The sequence below is a fragment of the Shewanella sp. S23-S33 genome (assembly GCF_043359565.1).
GTDB lineage: Bacteria > Pseudomonadota > Gammaproteobacteria > Enterobacterales > Shewanellaceae > Shewanella > Shewanella oncorhynchi.
Window position 1 is genome coordinate 36349 of sequence record NZ_JBHFFD010000047.1, and the last position, 17478, is coordinate 53826.

Sequence of the window (17478 nt, forward strand, 5' to 3'; positions counted from 1 at the left end):
AATGATTAAATGCCTAAACGTTCACGCTGATATGAGCCATCAAGCACATGTTGGCACCAAGATTGATTGGCGAGATACCATTCAACGGTTTTACGAATACCTGAATCGAAGGTCTCTACGGGCTGCCAACCTAATTCTGTCGCGACCTTAGATGCATCGATAGCATAACGTAAATCATGCCCCGGCCTATCATCAACATAGGTAATTAAATCGCTATAACGGGTGATACTATGGGGTTTTATCGGTGCCAACTCTTCCAATAACTCACAAATCGCCATCACAACATCGATATTTTTCTGCTCGTTATGTCCGCCGATATTATAAGTCTCACCGATAACCCCCTTAGTCACGACGCGATACAGTGCCCGAGCATGATCTTCCACATATAACCAGTCACGGATCTGTTGGCCGTTACCATAAACGGGTAAGTCCTTACCTTCCAAAGCATTCAAGATCATCAATGGAATAAGCTTCTCGGGGAAATGGAAGGGTCCATAGTTATTCGAACAATTTGTGACAATAACAGGCAAGCCGTAAGTGCGATGCCAGGCACGCACTAAATGATCGCTCGACGCCTTAGAGGCAGAATACGGGCTACTGGGCGCATAGGGTGTCGTCTCAGTGAAGAGATCCGTCATATTCGGTAAATCACCATACACTTCATCGGTAGAAATATGGTGAAATCTAAACTGTGACTGTCGCTCGGCATCGAGTCCACGCCAATAATGACGAGCCGCTTCCAGCAACTGATATGTGCCTATAATATTGGTTTCAATAAAAGCGGCAGGACCATCGATCGAACGATCGACATGACTTTCAGCAGCAAGATGCATAACAACATCAGGTTGATGAGCAGAAAATACACGGTCTAACTCTGCTCTGTCACAAATATCAAATTTTTCAAATTGATAGCTTGGATTCGATTCAACGCCAGCCAGAGATTCTAAGTTACCCGCATAGGTCAATTTATCGAGATTCACGATCGAGTCTTCGGTGTTACTTAAGATATACCGGATCAATGCTGAACCAATAAACCCTGCACCACCCGTTACTAAGATCTTCATTCCAACCTCAAAAAATTATCACAAAAATTATGAGGTTTATGATATCAAACCACTCAGTAAAGGTACACGATCAACCAAAGTAACAGCAAGACGGTAGGCACAAAGCCACAGCCTACCCAAAATATTGTTATGACTTTTCCTAAACAATAGGATGAATGCATTGAGATACCAACGAGCCTACACAAGCAGTTACAATACTTTCTAAGCAATGTTAAAATACTTAGCCTCGCTATCAAAATCAACAACTTAAGATAAAATGCACTTAAACAACATAATAGGTTAGATAATGCAAACGAGATACATCATTTTTGCACCTTCATATAATCGAACCTCTGGAGGCGTCATTGTTTTACACAAACTGTGCCATCTCATTAATGAGCTCGGTGGTAATGCTGTGATATCCCCTCTTTTTCAACAATATAAAATCAGCAAAAAAGATCTCTCTGGACTAAAAAAACTTATTAATAAGTCTATTGATGGGTTATTTAGAAAATATAGAACCAACCCTGAATTCAACACGCCGATATATAAAGGTGAAGTCACTGATAATGATATTGTTATTTACCCTGAACTCATTTTTGGTAATCCTTTAAAAGCAAAGAACATCATTCGGTGGTTACTAAATAAGCCAGGTTTTTTTACCGGAGAGGTTTTCTATGGTGCTAATGAACTTTATTTCAAATTTGACCATGGTCTAGTCAATGACTTTCATTTCCATGGCTCGACATTATCGAATAACATTCTCAATATATTGCATATTCCCTATGAAATATACAATGAAAAAAATACGCAAGAGCCTAGAGTCGGTGTCGCATATTCAATCCGAAAAGATAAAATAAAGCCTAAGACATACCACCCAAAAGATGCAATTCTTATTGATGGTTTATCACATGAAGAAATTGCTAACATATTCAAAAGGGTGAAACAATTTATTTCATATGACGCATACTCAGCCTATTCATCATTTGCGAGCTTATGCGGCTGCGAGTCAATTGTAGTACCAGAGGAAGGGATCACAAAGGAACAATGGTATCCCAACATTGAGAATCGGTATGGCATAGCCTATGGATTGGAAGACTTAGAGTTCGCCAATTCGACCAGGTATCTAAAAAGACAGCACTTTGAAAAGCTAGATAAGCAATATGCTCAATCTGTGACTGATTTTATGCTGGAATCAAAAACATTTTTTAATTTATCCTGACGGCTATAGCCACAGGGGATATGCTTGGCATTTATTCAGCATAAATACTAGGCATATCCTTACGTAAAGTAAAACCTACTTAAGATTTGCAATATCTGCAATATTAAGTAACTTCCGCTGCCGTTCTTTAATTCTCTTTGCTGGCACGCCAGCGTATATGCCAAATTCATGGCATATGTTATTAACCAAAGATAATGCCCCAACAGCAACACCATCATGAATGATGGACTCAGGTAAGATCACACTGCCACTGCCTATGACAACATGCCTTCCAATCAATACATCACCATGATTTACATTTGTAAATTCTGCTGGCACTGTGGGATTTGTCATATACTCACCAGAGTAATCATCACTACTAGAATATACACTGACACGAGATGATAACGTACTGAAATCAGATAGCACGATTTTTCCTGCGCCGATCAATAAAGAAAAAACGGCTATATGTACATAATCGCCAATGACTATTCCGCCAATACCGGCAGATAACACACAAAAATCATCAATTCGGATATTGTTGCCAAGAGTAATTCTCTCAGCACCGTAGATAGAGGCTTTATCGGAAATAAAAACCGCCTCTCCAACGGAGGCAAAACCCATCTTTTCTAATTCATCTCTCGTCAAATAAGCCAATTAGATATTCCTTATCAAGTCAACAACTAAATTAACATCAATCATTTCCATTTCATTAAAAATAGGAATGCACAATACTTTATTTGAAGTCTCATTCGCATAGGGAAGATGATCTACTGAAGCAGACTCCAACCCTTTATACATAGACATATTACTGATTAACGGGTAAAAATAACGACGAGATAAAACATTGTTTTTCTTTAGTTTTTCATAAAGTTCATCCCGAGTCAGACTATATGATGATTCAACCAAAATAGGGAAATAAGAATAGTTACTGTTACTATCTTTAGATAACATCGGCACAGTAATTCCTTCTACTTCAGCAAGCTTCTCTCTATAGTGATGATCGATAACTTTTCGTTGCTCTATCGCTTGGGTAATATGTTTCAACTGTACCAAACCAAACGCGGCATTGATCTCACTCATTTTTCCATTTATGCCTACCGCGGTAACCGTTAACTCATCCTCAATACCAAAGTTTTTCAACCTATCAATTTGCAATTTGGTTTCTGCATCTGGACTAATCACGGCTCCACCTTCAAAAGTATTAAACACTTTCGTAGCATGAAAGCTTAAAATCGATAAATCACCATAGTTAAGTAAACTCTGACCTTTGTAATTAACACCAAATGCATGGGCAGCATCATAAATGACCTTAAGTCCATGTTTATCTGCAATAGCCTCGATAGCCTCAACATCACACGGATTGGAATAACAATGTACTGGCATAATAGCCGATGTCTTAGGTGTGATCGCAGCCTCAATTTTTTTGGGGTCTATATTGAACGTATTAGGATCTATATCGACAAAAACGGGTATGAGTCCGTTCCATAAAATAGAATGGCTCGTCGCAACAAAAGAATATGGCGTAGTAATAACCTCTCCAGATATCTTTAATGCCTGCAAAGACGTAATTAACGCGATCGTGGCATTATTAAATAATGAGACATGCTGCACGCCAAGATACTCACCAAGCTCCTGTTCAAGTCTTTGATGAAACGGTCCATTATTTGTTAACCAACGATTACGCCATATTTCTTCAAGATATGGCGTAAACTCACTCAGTTCAGGCAAGAACGGTTGAGTCACAGGGATCAGTTTAGACATTTGTATTCTCTCAATAAATGATGCAGAAATATTGCAAACCAGCAGAGTAAGGTTAATAGGCTAAAAATGACTCATCATAAAAATCAGCCAAGATCTAACAAAAATGCCAGCTCCTTCATCGCCACATCAAGCCCGTTAAGCTGCTCGCCTCTTGCTAATGAGGTCATAAGCTGATTAGCTGATGTAGGATCTAAGAGCAAGGCTATCTTATGCGCCATGACTTCTGATTTAGTTTCACAACTTATTACGTACTTTTCTGATACACACTTTTCAATTCGTGGCGGCTGATCCTTCGATACAGGAACCGCTAATGTCGGTTTGTGCAGCGCTATCGCTTGTAATAAAGTATCCCCACCGCTCAATACGGCAGCCTTAGCCGCAGCCAACATATTAATAAATTGCTGATTATTCAATTGAGGAATAACAACTACCCCCTCAAGCTCAGGCAGAAGATTGGGGTAATTCGGGCCGAAAACCATGACACTTAAAATACCAGATGCTTTATAACTTTCACTGGCAGCCTTAGCAAAAATATCAGCGGCTAGTTCACCATTCACCCTGTGACCACCAGAACCCGCATTGAATAATACAAACTCATTTTGCGTTAGCTGATATTGCGCTAATAATGCCGATTGGGTAATTGTATCTGGCTGGGTAAAGACAGGACCAATATTCAAAGGCTCAGGTCTATTAATTAGCTTCAGCTTAAGACGATCTAACCAACTAATAGGGCCAATCACAAATTCTGGTTGCACGACCCAATGACAATCCGTCACTAAAGCGCGGCCAATTTTCATTCCACGACTACGCTTACGCTTATGCTGACTGAGAAAGATTACCTTTGCACCGAGTTTATGGGCATGGACTAACTGCGATTTACGACCCGATGCGTCGAACAATACTATATCAGGCAGGAAATCAGACATGATTTGGTTAACCGCCTTGACTTGTTTAGTCGGCGTATCTTCGAGTAGCTCAGCAGGATAAGGGCACTGAGTCGCATAGGGAGCTTGTTGACTCAAAATAAACTTAATCTCGGCATTCGGCCAAGTTCTCTTCACCTCATCGGCAATGATCATTGAGCGCATATACTCACCTATGCCCTCAGCCGATGAGACTGGGATAAACAAGAACTTAGGGGCTTTTTGAGGAGCCATAATTAACCTTTAATCCAAATAAATTTATTCTGAAGCTTTAGTGTCATGCGCCACCAGCTCAAACTTCTCAATCACGGCTTCAACACTGATCAAAGCCATCAAATGCTCGCCTTTGGCGCGAGTGCCCCACTTAATTTGTCCACTATGTTGCGATCTCATGGCCTCATCATAGGCACTCACCACATATTGTTGCGATAGGTAAGGACCTGTGCGCCCAGGATTGGAATGGGCATATAAACCAATGACTGACGTGCCTTGGGTCACCGCCATATGCGCAGGGCCCGTATCAGGCGCTAACACTAAATTGGCGCGTTTTAGCAGTGCTAAGAGTTGAGTCAAACTGGTTTTGCCCACTAAATTATCGATTTTAGAAGGGCACGCTTGCAAAATTTGCTCTGCTAAATCCTTCTCAAGTTGAGTTGGGCCACCGCACAGCATGACTCTAAATCCTTTCGCAATCGCATAACTCGCGACGGCGGCATAACGCTCTGGCAACCAGTTACGTTCAGCCTTACTGGCTGCGGCGCAAATGATAAAGACTTTTTCATTGTCTTTAATCTGTGTCTGGGCAAATTCAGTATCCGCAATTGGCACAGGAATATGCCACTGGGGAGTAAGATCGTTAACGCCAATCGCCTTAGCGAAGCCCATAAATCCTTCGAGCACATGGGGCTTGGCCAAGGGCTCCACCCTGTGATTTGTCACTAGCCACTGACCTTCTTTAGCGCGGGCACGATCGAAACCAATGCGTACTTTTGCCGAAATAGCCAATGAAGCCAAAGTTGCACGTAGCGCAACCTGCATATGCAGCAGCACGTCAAAACGTCGGCCTTTTAATGCCTTACGTAAATTAAAATAACTACGCCATCCTTGAGATTTATCAAAAATAACAAACTCAATGCCAGGTAAATGCTTCAACAATTGATATTCGAGTTTACCGATCACCCATGTGATTTTGAGCTCGGGATATTGCCGCTGAATCGCCTGCACCATAGCCACGGCATGACAGACGTCACCGATTGCGGATAAGCGAAGCAAACAAAGGGAATTCATGGTATTGGGATTTAAACTCATTGGGATTGAAGCTAATTAGCTCTTAAGGTTATTTGGCGCAAGCTAAGGATCTTAATGTAGAATGGCCCTAGGTGCCACGCTTAAGTCAACAAATCTCCCATGAATGCTCAGATACAGATCATAAAAACCGCCCAAGGTCACATGGCGCTTTGCCAAGAAACACCAAAAGATATCGCTCCGACTTGGTTTGCGGTGGATTTTTGGCGCGCTAAAAATGCTGTCGTCGGCTCATCCAAAGGCCGCTACACCACTTGGTTTGTGGCATTTGAGCACAGTCATTGGGTATTGCGTCATTACTGGCGTGGCGGCTTAGTGGAGAAATTCAGCAAAGATGCTTACGTTTATACCGGCCTTGAAAATACCCGCGCCATGGCCGAGTTACGCTTATTAAACATTTTGTATCACGAGAATTTTGCTGTACCTAAGCCGATTGCCGCCAACATAGTACGCGATGGATTATTTTACCGCGCCGATATCATTATCGAACGGGTCGAAGGCGCCGAAGATTTAGTCGCTAAACTCGGCAAAGGGGTCATGAGCACAGAGCAATGGCAGGCATTAGGGGCTTGCATCGCCCAATTCCATCAGCGTGGTGTGTACCACGCCGACCTCAATGCCAAGAATATTCTGTTCCAGCCCGCACAAACTGAACTCTTAACGCCAGAGCGGTTTTATCTTATCGATTTCGACCGTGGTGAGTTAAAAACACCGAGCCCGCAATGGCAGCAATCGAATCTAGACAGACTGTTACGTTCCTTTAATAAAGAACAAGCCAAGCTACCAAACCTTGCCTTCACCGCTGATAACTGGTCATCACTGATGCAGGGCTACCAAGCGGCGATGCAAAGCGCCTGATCCACTTAACAAATTATCCCGTTTAATTAAGCCTTTATGAGGGATTGTGCTAAAACAAATTGCCGTTGTAAGGCACCACGATTAGCCTCAACCACAGCCAATCCCGCGTTCACCGCCTGCAGGCGTGACTCAGGTTTAGCAAAATACTCAATCAAGTTAGCGACAAGTTCATCCGCCGAAGCGACAACCCTTAACCCTCCAGCATCCGCCAACATCTGCGTAATCTGGGCAAAGTCCCAATGGTTCGGCCCCACCATAACAGGTACGCCCATAGCAACAGGCTCCAAGGGATTATGGCCACCATTATTAATCAGCGTGCCACCGACAAAGGCTTGGTCCGCCGCGCCATAAAAGGTCAGAAGTTCACCCATGGTATCGCCTACCAGCACTTGTGTCGTAGCCGTCACGGGAAAATTACCGCTGCGGCGAACAGATTCAAAACCTTGGCTGGCAACAACCTCAGCAACAGCAGAAAACTGCTCAGGATGACGCGGTGCAATAATCAGCAAGGCATCGGGCCACTGAGCCAATAATTGCCTATGGGCGGTGAGCATGGCGTCAAATTCTCCTGGATGTACACTGCCTGCAACCCAAATCGGCGAGGTTTCACGTCCCCAAGCCTGACGCAACTGCTTGGCATTAGCTAAACGCTCGGGCGTAATACTGAGATCAAACTTCAAGCTACCGCATACTGTCACTCTGTCCGGCGATACACCTAACTCGATAAAACGCTGCGCTTCCACTTGAGTTTGCACCGCAATAACATCGAGTCGTTGCAACATGGGTCGATTGAGTGTTGGATACTTGGCATATTGCGCCGCCGACTTGGCCGACAGACGTGCATTAGCCAACATCAAGTGCACACCTCGCTTGGCCGCTATGGCAACCAAATTAGGCCACAGTTCAGTTTCCATAATGATGCAAGATTTAGGTGAAACTTGGCGCAAGAAACGCCGCACACACCAAGGTAAGTCAAAGGGTAAATAACAATGTTGCACTGAGTCACCAAAGGCTTTACGCACTTCGGCAGACCCTGTTGGGCTGGTTGTTGTAACCGTAATGCTTAACTCAGGGTGTGATTGCATAATCAAACGGATCAATGGGATTGCCGCGAGCGTTTCACCCATAGACACAGAATGGACCAGTAAATCCGTCGATTTAAGTCGAGTTAATCCAAAACGCTCCCCCCAACGACCGCGGTAATTAGGGCTTTTAATAGCACGAAATGCTAAATAGACGACTAGCAAAGGGGATAATAAATATAAGATCGTGGAATAGAGAAAACGATTCATTAAAAACGTGCTTATGAGTTTTGCCTGATGAATAGCGGCAATGTTAGCATATGCACCAAATTAGGGATAATTTACCAGCAGTATGGCGGTCGTTGGTTAACTCTATCTATGATGTGGCGTTCACTAGCAATTTGGATAACTTATGAAAACCCGCGACAAAATAATCTATGCCAGTCTTGAACTGTTCAACGAGCATGGCGAAAGAAACATCACCACCAATCACATTGCCGCTCACTTAAATATGAGTCCCGGGAATCTTTATTACCATTTTCGCAATAAAGAAGACATTATCCGCTGTATTTTCAGTCTATATGAGAATCATCTCGAATCGGGTTTCCAACCCTATGAAGATAAGCAAGTGGATGTAGAACTGTTAATCGGCTACTTCGATGCTATGTTCTATACCTTGTGGCAATTCCGCTTTATGTACGCCAATCTTGCGGATATTCTCGCCCGCGATGAAGAACTAAAAAAACGCTATTTGCACGCACAGCAGCAAGTCTTAACGCGTTCAAGCCATGTGCTGCATAAACTCACACAAGATGGATTTCTGTGTGTCGATGCTGACAAAATCACGCCACTGGCGGATACCATTAAGATGATCGTCAGCTTTTGGATTGGTTATCAACTCACGCAATCCAGCACGTCCACCATTACGAAAGCGACACTTTATGAAGGCGTTTTAAGGGTGCTGATGATTTTCAAAGCCTATGCAACCCCGACTTCCGTTGCGACTTTTACTCGCCTAGAGCAACATTACCACGCGCTAGCGAGTCAAGAATCCCTATAACATCATCCCAAACGCCTATGTTGGGAACTCGCATTCGGAACTAAACTCAAAGCAATTATAGTACTGAGTGCGAACCCGTTTTCGCTCTACAACGCTTAAAAGAATATTCAGTCAAACAGTGGCAAACTTATGTTGCACATTAGTTTTTATAATGTAAAAACCACTTTAGCCCTAAACTCGTTTATCTTGCGAACCTGCATGAAAAAAAGGCTGTAGGCCGATTAGGTTTAGAGTTAGAATGCCGCCACTCCCAAAATCAGAATAAAGTTAACTAAGGAGATATCAGGTGGCCTCTACCTCATTCTACGCACAGATTAATCAACAGCTTGCAGACATCAAAGCCGAAGGCTTATATAAAAGCGAGCGTGTTATTGCCTCACCACAACAGACAGCCATTCAAGTTAATCAGCAAGAAGTTATTAACTTTTGCGCGAATAATTACCTAGGCTTAGCGAATCACCCAGAGCTAATCAAAGCCGCCCAACAGGGTTTAGACAGCCACGGCTTTGGTATGGCATCAGTACGTTTTATTTGCGGTACCCAAGACATACATAAAAAGCTAGAAGCTAGCCTGAGCGAATTCCTCGGCACTGAAGACACGATTCTTTACTCTTCATGTTTTGATGCAAACGCAGGTCTGTTCGAGACCTTGTTAGATGCAGAAGACGCGATTATTTCCGATGCGCTAAACCATGCTTCTATCATCGACGGTGTACGTTTATGTAAAGCCAAACGTTTCCGCTATGCCAACAACGATATGGCCGATTTAGAAACTCAGCTGATCGCCGCGAAAGAAGCAGGCGCCCGTAACATCTTGATCGCCACCGATGGCGTATTCTCGATGGACGGCGTGATTGCTAACCTGCAAGGCGTATGTGATTTAGCCGATAAATACGGCGCACTAGTGATGGTCGATGACTCTCACGCTGTGGGCTTTATCGGCGCAAACGGCCGTGGCACGCACGAATATTGCAATGTGATGGACAGAGTCGACATCATCACTGGCACCTTAGGCAAAGCCTTAGGCGGCGCATCGGGCGGTTTCACTTCGGGTAAAAAAGAAGTCATAGACTGGTTACGTCAGCGTTCACGTCCTTACCTGTTCTCTAACTCATTAGCGCCATCAATCGTGACTGCATCTATCCATGTGTTAGAAATGCTCAAATCAGGCCAAGCCCTGCGCGAAGCCGTATGGGAAAACAGCCGTTATTTCCGTGAGCAAATGTCAGCAGCAGGCTTTACTTTGGGCGGCGCCGACCACGCGATTATCCCTGTGATGATTGGTGATGCGAAACTGGCGGGCGACTTTGCTAACCGCTTATTAGCAGAACATATTTATGTTATTGGCTTCTCGTTCCCAGTCGTTCCTAAGGGACAAGCCCGTATCCGTACGCAAATGTCAGCGGCACATACCCGTGAGCAACTCGACAAAGCGATCACCGCCTTTACCCGTATTGCCAAAGAAATGGGCATTATTTAGGACTTAAGACAATGAAAGCACTAAGCAAGTTAAAAGCCGAAAAAGGTATTTGGTTAGTCGATGCGCCTAAGCCAGTGATGGGCCACAACGATCTGCTGATCAAAATTAAAAAAACGGCGATTTGTGGCACCGACATGCACATCTACAACTGGGACGAATGGTCACAAAAAACCATTCCAGTCCCTATGGTTGTTGGTCATGAATATGTAGGCGAAGTGGTTGATATCGGTCAAGAAGTTCGTGGTTTTAAGATAGGCGACCGCGTGTCTGGCGAAGGCCATATCACCTGCGGCCACTGCCGTAACTGCCGCGCAGGCCGCACCCATTTATGCCGTAACACCTCTGGCGTGGGTGTCAATCGTGAAGGTTCATTTGCGGAATACTTAGTTATCCCCGCCTTTAACGCCTTTAAAATCCCTGATGATATCAGCGATGATTTAGCCTCAATCTTTGACCCCTTTGGTAACGCTGTGCACACAGCATTATCCTTCGATTTAGTCGGTGAAGACGTGTTGATCACAGGCGCAGGTCCCATCGGCATAATGGCGGCTGCAGTATGTCGTCACGTAGGTGCTCGCCATGTGGTGATCACTGACGTCAACGAATACCGCTTAGAGCTGGCCCGTAAAATGGGCGCCACGCGCGCTGTGAACGTGTCAAAAGAAAACCTAAAAGACGTGATGAAAGAACTGGGCATGACCGAAGGTTTCGACGTTGGATTAGAAATGTCTGGCGTACCCTCAGCCTTCCACGCCATGTTAGATACCATGAACCACGGCGGCAAAGTCGCTATGCTCGGTATTCCAAGTGGTGAAATGGCCATCGACTGGAGCAAAGTGATCTTCAAAGGTTTGGTCATTAAAGGCATCTACGGCCGTGAAATGTTCGAAACTTGGTACAAGATGGCCAGTCTTATCCAATCAGGCTTAGATATTTCACCTATCATCACTCACCACTTCAAGATTGATGATTTCCAACAAGGTTTCGACGCTATGGGCTCGGGCCAATCGGGTAAAGTGATCCTCAGCTGGGATTAATCCTGCAGAGCATTACCTAGATAGGGGCTGTACACTCGCAGCCCCTTGTTGCACACTTATCCCATCTTGATTTCCATCTCTTAGCTTTGTCAGGTTTTATTATGTCTTCCTTTAAACACTTAAGCGTTAATCAATTGCTGCAAATGACCGAAGCACAGCCAGTGCAAATCGTCGATATCCGCGATGGCAATAGCTTCACCAACGGCCATATTGCAGGTGCAACTAACCTGAATAACGAAAACCTAGCGCAATTTATTAGCCAAGCCGATATGGATAGCCCACTGGTGGTGGTTTGTTACCACGGCATGAGCAGCCAAAATGCGGCGCAATATTTATGCGAACAAGGTTTTGATGACGTTTACAGCCTAGACGGCGGCTATAGCGCCTGGCATGAGGCGAATGCATGATAGAAATTGGCCGACTCCCCAACAGTAGAGCCGCGCAGGCATTTGTCGATTACCTCAAAGGGGAAGACATTGACTGCCAAATTGAGCCGCTGGCTCAGGGTGTTGCCATTCTCGTCATCCATGACAAAAATGTGGAGCAAGCACGCAAAGAGTTTGCCCACTTTATTGCTCACCCTTACGACAATAAATATCTGCAAGCCTCATGGGAACACGGCGATACCCAAACCAAACTCGATTATGGCGCCCCTTCGCTGCAGTTGTTCACCCAATTTATTACTGGCGCAGGCCCAGTCACGCTGATCATATTTGCGGCTTGCGTACTCATTTTTGCAGCGATGAACTTAGGATTCGCCAACCAAACCTACGAAGCACTGTCCTATTTTGGGGCAGTACCTCATTCAGAGTTCAGCCAGTTCTGGCGTGTTTTTACACCGAGCCTGCTGCATTTTTCAGCCATGCACGTCATCTTTAATTTGCTCTGGTGGTGGTATTTAGGTGGCAAAATAGAAACCCGTATTGGTACTGCACCATTGCTCATTTTGCTGTTTGTCGCAGGAACTCTGCCAAACGTTATTCAATATTATGTCGGTGGACCTAACTTTGGCGGGCTATCCGGCGTTGTGTATGCAGTGGTGGGTTACACTTGGATCATGGGTATACGTAAACCCGCAGCTGGAATAGATTTCCCACCATCATATATGGGCTTTATGATGATATGGTTGGCATTGGGATTCACAGATATTCTAGGGGTTTCGGTTGCTAACGGCGCCCACATTGGCGGCTTATTCATAGGTTTAGCCCAAGGTTTATTTGATAGCCGCAAATCCTCGAGCTCAATCTAATAACTCAATCTAATATAGTGAACCAAGATAAATCCTAAAATTTATTTTGGTTCAATAACTCGCTTCACCCCTCTGCAAACCGCTCAAACTAACTCTGATCAGTCATTTCTAGTAGCTTAACGACTAGCTTCTCGATGCCTGAATGCGCCTCAGCAATATTACCAGCCAACATATAAGCGGGAGTGCTGACAATGCGATTCGCTTCATCCACGACTATCTCATGTACTGTCGCAACTTGATGCTCACCGCCCATCAAATTAAACGCTGCGACAGTATCGCTATCATTACCGATAGTGCCTTTTACACCCTGGGGATATAAACGCGGGATCATCATAGGAGCAATACAGATAAAACCAACGGGCTTTTTCGCCAGAATGAACTCATTGATAAAATCAGTCACCAGCGGTTCCACTTCACACTCACTGCCATTCGTCGCAAAGTTACACAGATTTTTCGCCGCACCAAAGCCACCGGGAATGATCAAGGCATCAAATTCGGCGATATCTAATTCTGTGGTCGCTTTGACTTCACCACGGGCGATACGCGCCGACTCCACCAGCACGTTACGACTTGCAGCAGCATCGACCTCGCCAGTGAGATGATCTACCACGTGCATCTGTTTGATATCTGGTGCAAAACACTGGTAGTGAGCCCCTGATCGGGATAAGCATAAAAGCGTTAAAACCGATTCATGTACCTCAGTTCCATCGAAAACACCACATCCACTCAGTAACACTGCGACTTTTTTCATTAAAAATATCCTTCTTATGTCATTAAGTTTTAACAAACCATAAACAAACTAGTTGATCTGATTAAAAATCGTGCTAACTTAATTCGTCGAATCTGACGAGTGCCGAAAATTAAGCCAATCCTTAGATGTATTTTACGGAGTCAATAAAAAATCCACAAATTGGGAAGATTTTTTAAGAAACAGTATTTAACTCACACAAATCTTTTATAAACATAAAAAACAACAACTTAAAAAAATCGCACTAAGCCGTAATCATCGCCATTATTCTCAGTTGACTTTTTCACTCACAGACTTATCCACAGGCTGAGAGTCATTTTGCCATGGCTGAAATAGTGCTTCTGTGGCATGCTTAGCGCCATCTAAGTCATCGATAAACGAAAAATACCTATGCCAACCGTCGCTAAAAACCCACTTGTGCTTGTGGATGGATCTTCTTATTTGTATCGCGCCTATTATGCGCCTCCTCACCTGACAAACTCAAAGGGCGAAGCAACGGGTGCCGTTTATGGCGTAGTGAATATGTTACGCAGCTTGTTGACCCGTTATCAACCAAGCCATATCGCAGTCGTGTTCGATGCCAAGGGAAAAACCTTCCGCAATGACATGTACAGCGAATACAAAGCACAGCGCCCACCTATGCCTGATGATCTACGTTCGCAAATCGAACCCTTGCATCGCATTATTCGCGCACTAGGTTTACCACTGATTTCGATTTCCGGCGTCGAAGCCGATGACGTGATCGGTACTATTGCCCGCCAAGCCAGCTTAGAAAACCGTGCCGTGCTTATCAGCACAGGTGATAAAGACATGGCCCAGTTAGTGGATGAGAACGTTACGCTCATCAACACCATGACAGACACCATAATGGGCCCAGAAGAAGTCGTCACCAAATTTGGTGTCGGTCCAGACCGTATCATAGATTTACTCGCACTGATGGGCGACAAGGCCGACAACATTCCCGGCTTACCCGGCGTAGGAGAGAAAACGGCGCTCGCTATGCTCACGGGAGCCGGCAGTGTGAGTAACTTATTAGCTGAACCCGAAAAAGTCGCCGAGCTCGGCTTTAGAGGTTCTAAAACTATGGCGGCAAAGATCATTGAAAATGCCGACATGCTCAAGCTTTCTTACGAACTCGCCACCATCAAAACCGATGTCGAACTTGAGCAAGATTGGCACGAACTTACCATCATGCCAGCAGACAAAGATGAACTGATAAAATGCTACGGCGAGATGGAGTTTAAACGTTGGTTAGCCGAAGTCTTAGATAATAAAATGACGGCAAATACCTCAATTGATGCGGCATCCACAGAAACACAAGAAGACTCATCTCCTGTCGAAGCGATTGAAACCCAGTACGACTGCATTCTCACCGAAACCGAATTAGACACTTGGATTGCTAAGCTTAAACAAGCCGACTTAATGGCAGTCGATACTGAGACCACCAGCTTAGATTACATGGTGGCCGAATTAGTCGGGATTTCCTTCGCCGTTGAGACAGGAAAAGCCGCTTATCTTCCTTTGACCCACGATTACGTTGGTGCACCGACTCAAATCGATAAAACTGTGGCGTTAGAAAAACTGCGTCCACTGCTTGAGGATCCAAAGATCAAGAAAGTCGGTCAAAATCTTAAGTACGACATCAGTATCTTAGCCAATGCAGGGATCAAACTACAGGGCGTCGCTTTCGACACTATGCTCGAATCCTATGTCTTCAACTCAGTGGCTTCGCGCCATGATATGGATGGCTTAGCGCTCAAGTACTTAGGCCATAAGAATATCAGCTTTGAAGAAATTGCTGGCAAAGGTACAAAACAGCTGACCTTCAACCAAATTCCACTGGAAACGGCTGCGCCTTATGCGGCCGAAGATGCCGACATCACACTGCGTTTACACCAACATTTATGGCCAAGACTCGAGAAAGAAGCCGAACTTGCCGCCATGTTTACCGAAGTCGAATTACCGCTAATCCAAGTGTTGTCGGACATTGAACGTCAAGGGGTATTAATCGACAGTATGTTACTCGGCCAACAGAGCGATGAGCTGGCGCGTAAAATCGATACCTTAGAAGAAAAAGCCTACGACATTGCCGGTGAAAAATTCAATCTTGGTTCACCTAAGCAGCTGCAAGTCTTGTTTTATGAAAAGCTAGGTTACCCGATCACCAAAAAGACCCCAAAGGGCGCGCCATCGACCGCGGAAGAAGTATTAGTCGAATTAGCCTTAGATTTCCCACTGCCAAAGGTGATCCTCGAGCATCGAAGTCTATCTAAGTTAAAGAGCACTTACACCGATAAACTGCCACTGATGGTCAACGCCAAAACGGGTCGCGTACACACTAGCTATCATCAAGCTAATGCGGCAACAGGTCGCTTATCGTCAAGCGAACCTAACCTGCAGAATATTCCGATTCGCACCGAAGAAGGTCGCCGTATTCGCCAAGCCTTTATCGCCCCAGCAGGCCGTAAAATTTTGGCCGCAGACTACTCGCAAATCGAACTACGGATCATGGCCCATTTATCCCAAGATGCAGGCTTACTCAAAGCCTTCGCCGAGGGCAAAGACATTCATAGAGCCACTGCTGCAGAAGTATTTGGTACCGACTTTGATGAAGTAACCACAGAACAACGCCGCCGTGCCAAAGCGGTTAACTTCGGCTTAATTTATGGCATGTCAGCCTTTGGTTTGGCGCGTCAGCTTGATATCCCACGCCATGAAGCACAAACCTATATCGATACCTACTTTGCCCGTTATCCTGGCGTATTACGTTATATGGAAGAAACGCGCGCGGGTGCTGCTGACTTAGGTTATGTGTCGACTCTGTTTGGTCGTCGCCTCTACTTGCCCGAAATCCGTGATCGTAATGCGATGCGCCGCCAAGGTGCTGAACGTGCTGCGATTAACGCGCCAATGCAAGGTACGGCTGCTGACATCATCAAAAAGGCCATGATCAATATTGCCCAGTGGATCAAAACAGAAACACAAGGCGAAATCACTATGATCATGCAGGTTCACGATGAATTAGTGTTTGAAGTCGATGCGGATAAAGCAGAGGCACTTAAAAAGACAATCTGCACCTTGATGGCGCAAGCAGCTAATCTCGATGTTGAACTGCTTGCCGAAGCAGGCATTGGTGATAACTGGGATGAAGCCCACTAATCTCAGTAATATCCAGAAGAACACTATCAATATGATTTAACTGAAAATAAAGCTAATCTGACTTCAATATTTTGAGCTCAGATTAGCTCTCTCCCGGCTTAATCGCCTCTAAGCACATCAATACAGAGTCCTTTTCATCACTCAGCATAAATAACCCTTTCACAATACAAATTAGCTCGTTAAGTTAGACAAACTTCATCGGCAGAAAATGATTCACTCACAGCCAAACAATCTTTACCTGATACATTTGGCAGTAGAGTTCATCGATACACTGCCACAGCAGATGGATATTAAAAGGTGTGATTTACTCGAATTGAAACTGCATTCAAGTCAGCCATATATGCTCAAGAATGCCATAACGGTTGTTCTCTCACGCGTACACCAAAATCTTAGGTCAGGATTAGAGTAAAAAATCAAATCTCAAATATTGATCACTTTTGTATATAAATTTCGAGTTTTCTCTTTAAATCAGCCAATTAACCATTTTCACTGAAATTTTAGGATCAATTTGAGATGCTTTTTCACTCACAACCTGAGATCAAGCGCACATAATTACCTCTTTTTTGAAAAAACTGTTTTCCATTTAAAGATAAATGGAGTAATATTCTCTGCGTAGGGTACAGAGGTTA

15 protein-coding genes are annotated in these 17478 nt (G+C 44.4%); 8 read left to right on the forward strand and 7 right to left on the reverse strand.

The window, feature by feature from the left end; translation table 11 throughout:
* Nucleotides 1-5: 5 nt before the first annotated feature.
* On the reverse strand, nt 6-1064 hold the full coding sequence (rfbB, locus tag ACHA99_RS12240; RefSeq protein ID WP_393942998.1) for a dTDP-glucose 4,6-dehydratase: 1059 nt from the start codon (nt 1062-1064) through the stop codon (nt 6-8).
* Between the two features lie 286 nt (nt 1065-1350).
* On the opposite strand from rfbB, the gene ACHA99_RS12245 reads away from it, so the two are divergent.
* Nucleotides 1351-2265, forward strand: coding sequence for a WavQ (locus ACHA99_RS12245; RefSeq protein ID WP_393943000.1), 915 nt, complete (start codon nt 1351-1353; stop codon nt 2263-2265).
* A gap of 75 nt (nt 2266-2340) precedes the next feature.
* On the opposite strand, the gene ACHA99_RS12250 is transcribed toward ACHA99_RS12245, so the two are convergent.
* The 4 genes from ACHA99_RS12250 to ACHA99_RS12265 all read right to left on the reverse strand — a co-directional run bounded on the left by ACHA99_RS12250 (nt 2341) and on the right by ACHA99_RS12265 (nt 6239).
* On the reverse strand, nt 2341-2901 hold the full coding sequence (locus tag ACHA99_RS12250) for an acyltransferase (protein WP_393943002.1): 561 nt from the start codon (nt 2899-2901) through the stop codon (nt 2341-2343).
* Nucleotides 2902-4008 carry a dTDP-4-amino-4,6-dideoxy-D-glucose aminotransferase VioA gene (vioA, locus tag ACHA99_RS12255; RefSeq protein WP_393943004.1) on the reverse strand — a complete coding sequence of 369 codons (1107 nt, stop codon included), beginning with the start codon at nt 4006-4008 and terminating at the stop codon, nt 2902-2904.
* 83 nt (nt 4009-4091) lie between these two features.
* Entirely contained in the window at nt 4092-5165 is a 1074-nt protein-coding gene (locus ACHA99_RS12260) for a hypothetical protein (RefSeq protein ID WP_393943006.1), read from the reverse strand.
* A gap of 24 nt (nt 5166-5189) precedes the next feature.
* Nucleotides 5190-6239 carry a glycosyltransferase family 9 protein gene (locus ACHA99_RS12265; RefSeq protein ID WP_393943008.1) on the reverse strand — a complete coding sequence of 350 codons (1050 nt, stop codon included), beginning with the start codon at nt 6237-6239 and terminating at the stop codon, nt 5190-5192.
* 99 nt (nt 6240-6338) lie between these two features.
* On the opposite strand from ACHA99_RS12265, the gene ACHA99_RS12270 reads away from it, so the two are divergent.
* Entirely contained in the window at nt 6339-7094 is a 756-nt protein-coding gene (locus ACHA99_RS12270) for a 3-deoxy-D-manno-octulosonic acid kinase (RefSeq protein WP_393943010.1), read from the forward strand.
* A 26-nt stretch (nt 7095-7120) separates the two neighbouring features.
* Here the strand turns inward: ACHA99_RS12270 and waaA are convergent, their stop codons facing one another.
* Entirely contained in the window at nt 7121-8386 is a 1266-nt protein-coding gene (gene waaA / locus ACHA99_RS12275; RefSeq protein WP_393943012.1) for a lipid IV(A) 3-deoxy-D-manno-octulosonic acid transferase, read from the reverse strand.
* A gap of 142 nt (nt 8387-8528) precedes the next feature.
* On the opposite strand from waaA, the gene ACHA99_RS12280 reads away from it, so the two are divergent.
* From ACHA99_RS12280 to glpG, 5 genes are all read left to right on the forward strand, one after another.
* Nucleotides 8529-9176 carry a TetR/AcrR family transcriptional regulator gene (locus tag ACHA99_RS12280; RefSeq protein ID WP_113940155.1) on the forward strand — a complete coding sequence of 216 codons (648 nt, stop codon included), beginning with the start codon at nt 8529-8531 and terminating at the stop codon, nt 9174-9176.
* A gap of 286 nt (nt 9177-9462) precedes the next feature.
* The gene (locus ACHA99_RS12285) at nt 9463-10656 is read left to right on the forward strand and encodes a glycine C-acetyltransferase (protein WP_006079371.1); all 1194 of its coding nucleotides are present in this window, start codon (nt 9463-9465) and stop codon (nt 10654-10656) included.
* An 11-nt stretch (nt 10657-10667) separates the two neighbouring features.
* On the forward strand, nt 10668-11693 hold the full coding sequence (gene tdh / locus ACHA99_RS12290) for an L-threonine 3-dehydrogenase (protein ID WP_012090660.1): 1026 nt from the start codon (nt 10668-10670) through the stop codon (nt 11691-11693).
* Nucleotides 11694-11794: 101 nt separating this feature from the next.
* Entirely contained in the window at nt 11795-12100 is a 306-nt protein-coding gene (gene glpE / locus ACHA99_RS12295) for a thiosulfate sulfurtransferase GlpE (RefSeq protein ID WP_006084745.1), read from the forward strand.
* Nucleotides 12097-12942 carry a rhomboid family intramembrane serine protease GlpG gene (gene glpG / locus ACHA99_RS12300; protein WP_393943016.1) on the forward strand — a complete coding sequence of 282 codons (846 nt, stop codon included), beginning with the start codon at nt 12097-12099 and terminating at the stop codon, nt 12940-12942. The genes glpE and glpG overlap by 4 nt, the downstream gene beginning before the upstream one ends.
* A gap of 88 nt (nt 12943-13030) precedes the next feature.
* Here the strand turns inward: glpG and elbB are convergent, their stop codons facing one another.
* A complete protein-coding gene (gene elbB / locus ACHA99_RS12305; protein WP_393943017.1) occupies nt 13031-13693 on the reverse strand; it encodes an isoprenoid biosynthesis glyoxalase ElbB in 663 nt (220 codons plus the stop codon).
* A gap of 387 nt (nt 13694-14080) precedes the next feature.
* On the opposite strand from elbB, the gene polA reads away from it, so the two are divergent.
* The gene (gene polA / locus ACHA99_RS12310) at nt 14081-16849 is read left to right on the forward strand and encodes a DNA polymerase I (protein WP_393943018.1); all 2769 of its coding nucleotides are present in this window, start codon (nt 14081-14083) and stop codon (nt 16847-16849) included.
* Nucleotides 16850-17478 lie beyond the last annotated feature (629 nt).

What these genes read in the sequence shown, in the direction of transcription:
- rfbB (WP_393942998.1), bottom strand. Translation starts at nt 1,064, where the DNA reads ATGAAGATCTTAGTAACGGGTGGTGCAGGGTTTATTGGTTCAGCATTG.
- ACHA99_RS12245 (WP_393943000.1), top strand. Translation starts at nt 1,351, where the DNA reads ATGCAAACGAGATACATCATTTTTGCACCTTCATATAATCGAACCTCT.
- vioA (WP_393943004.1), bottom strand. Translation starts at nt 4,008, where the DNA reads ATGTCTAAACTGATCCCTGTGACTCAACCGTTCTTGCCTGAACTGAGT.
- ACHA99_RS12260 (WP_393943006.1), bottom strand. Translation starts at nt 5,165, where the DNA reads ATGGCTCCTCAAAAAGCCCCTAAGTTCTTGTTTATCCCAGTCTCATCG.
- ACHA99_RS12265 (WP_393943008.1), bottom strand. Translation starts at nt 6,239, where the DNA reads ATGAGTTTAAATCCCAATACCATGAATTCCCTTTGTTTGCTTCGCTTA.
- ACHA99_RS12270 (WP_393943010.1), top strand. Translation starts at nt 6,339, where the DNA reads ATGAATGCTCAGATACAGATCATAAAAACCGCCCAAGGTCACATGGCG.
- waaA (WP_393943012.1), bottom strand. Translation starts at nt 8,386, where the DNA reads ATGAATCGTTTTCTCTATTCCACGATCTTATATTTATTATCCCCTTTG.
- ACHA99_RS12280 (WP_113940155.1), top strand. Translation starts at nt 8,529, where the DNA reads ATGAAAACCCGCGACAAAATAATCTATGCCAGTCTTGAACTGTTCAAC.
- tdh (WP_012090660.1), top strand. Translation starts at nt 10,668, where the DNA reads ATGAAAGCACTAAGCAAGTTAAAAGCCGAAAAAGGTATTTGGTTAGTC.
- glpE (WP_006084745.1), top strand. Translation starts at nt 11,795, where the DNA reads ATGTCTTCCTTTAAACACTTAAGCGTTAATCAATTGCTGCAAATGACC.
- glpG (WP_393943016.1), top strand. Translation starts at nt 12,097, where the DNA reads ATGATAGAAATTGGCCGACTCCCCAACAGTAGAGCCGCGCAGGCATTT.
- elbB (WP_393943017.1), bottom strand. Translation starts at nt 13,693, where the DNA reads ATGAAAAAAGTCGCAGTGTTACTGAGTGGATGTGGTGTTTTCGATGGA.
- polA (WP_393943018.1), top strand. Translation starts at nt 14,081, where the DNA reads ATGCCAACCGTCGCTAAAAACCCACTTGTGCTTGTGGATGGATCTTCT.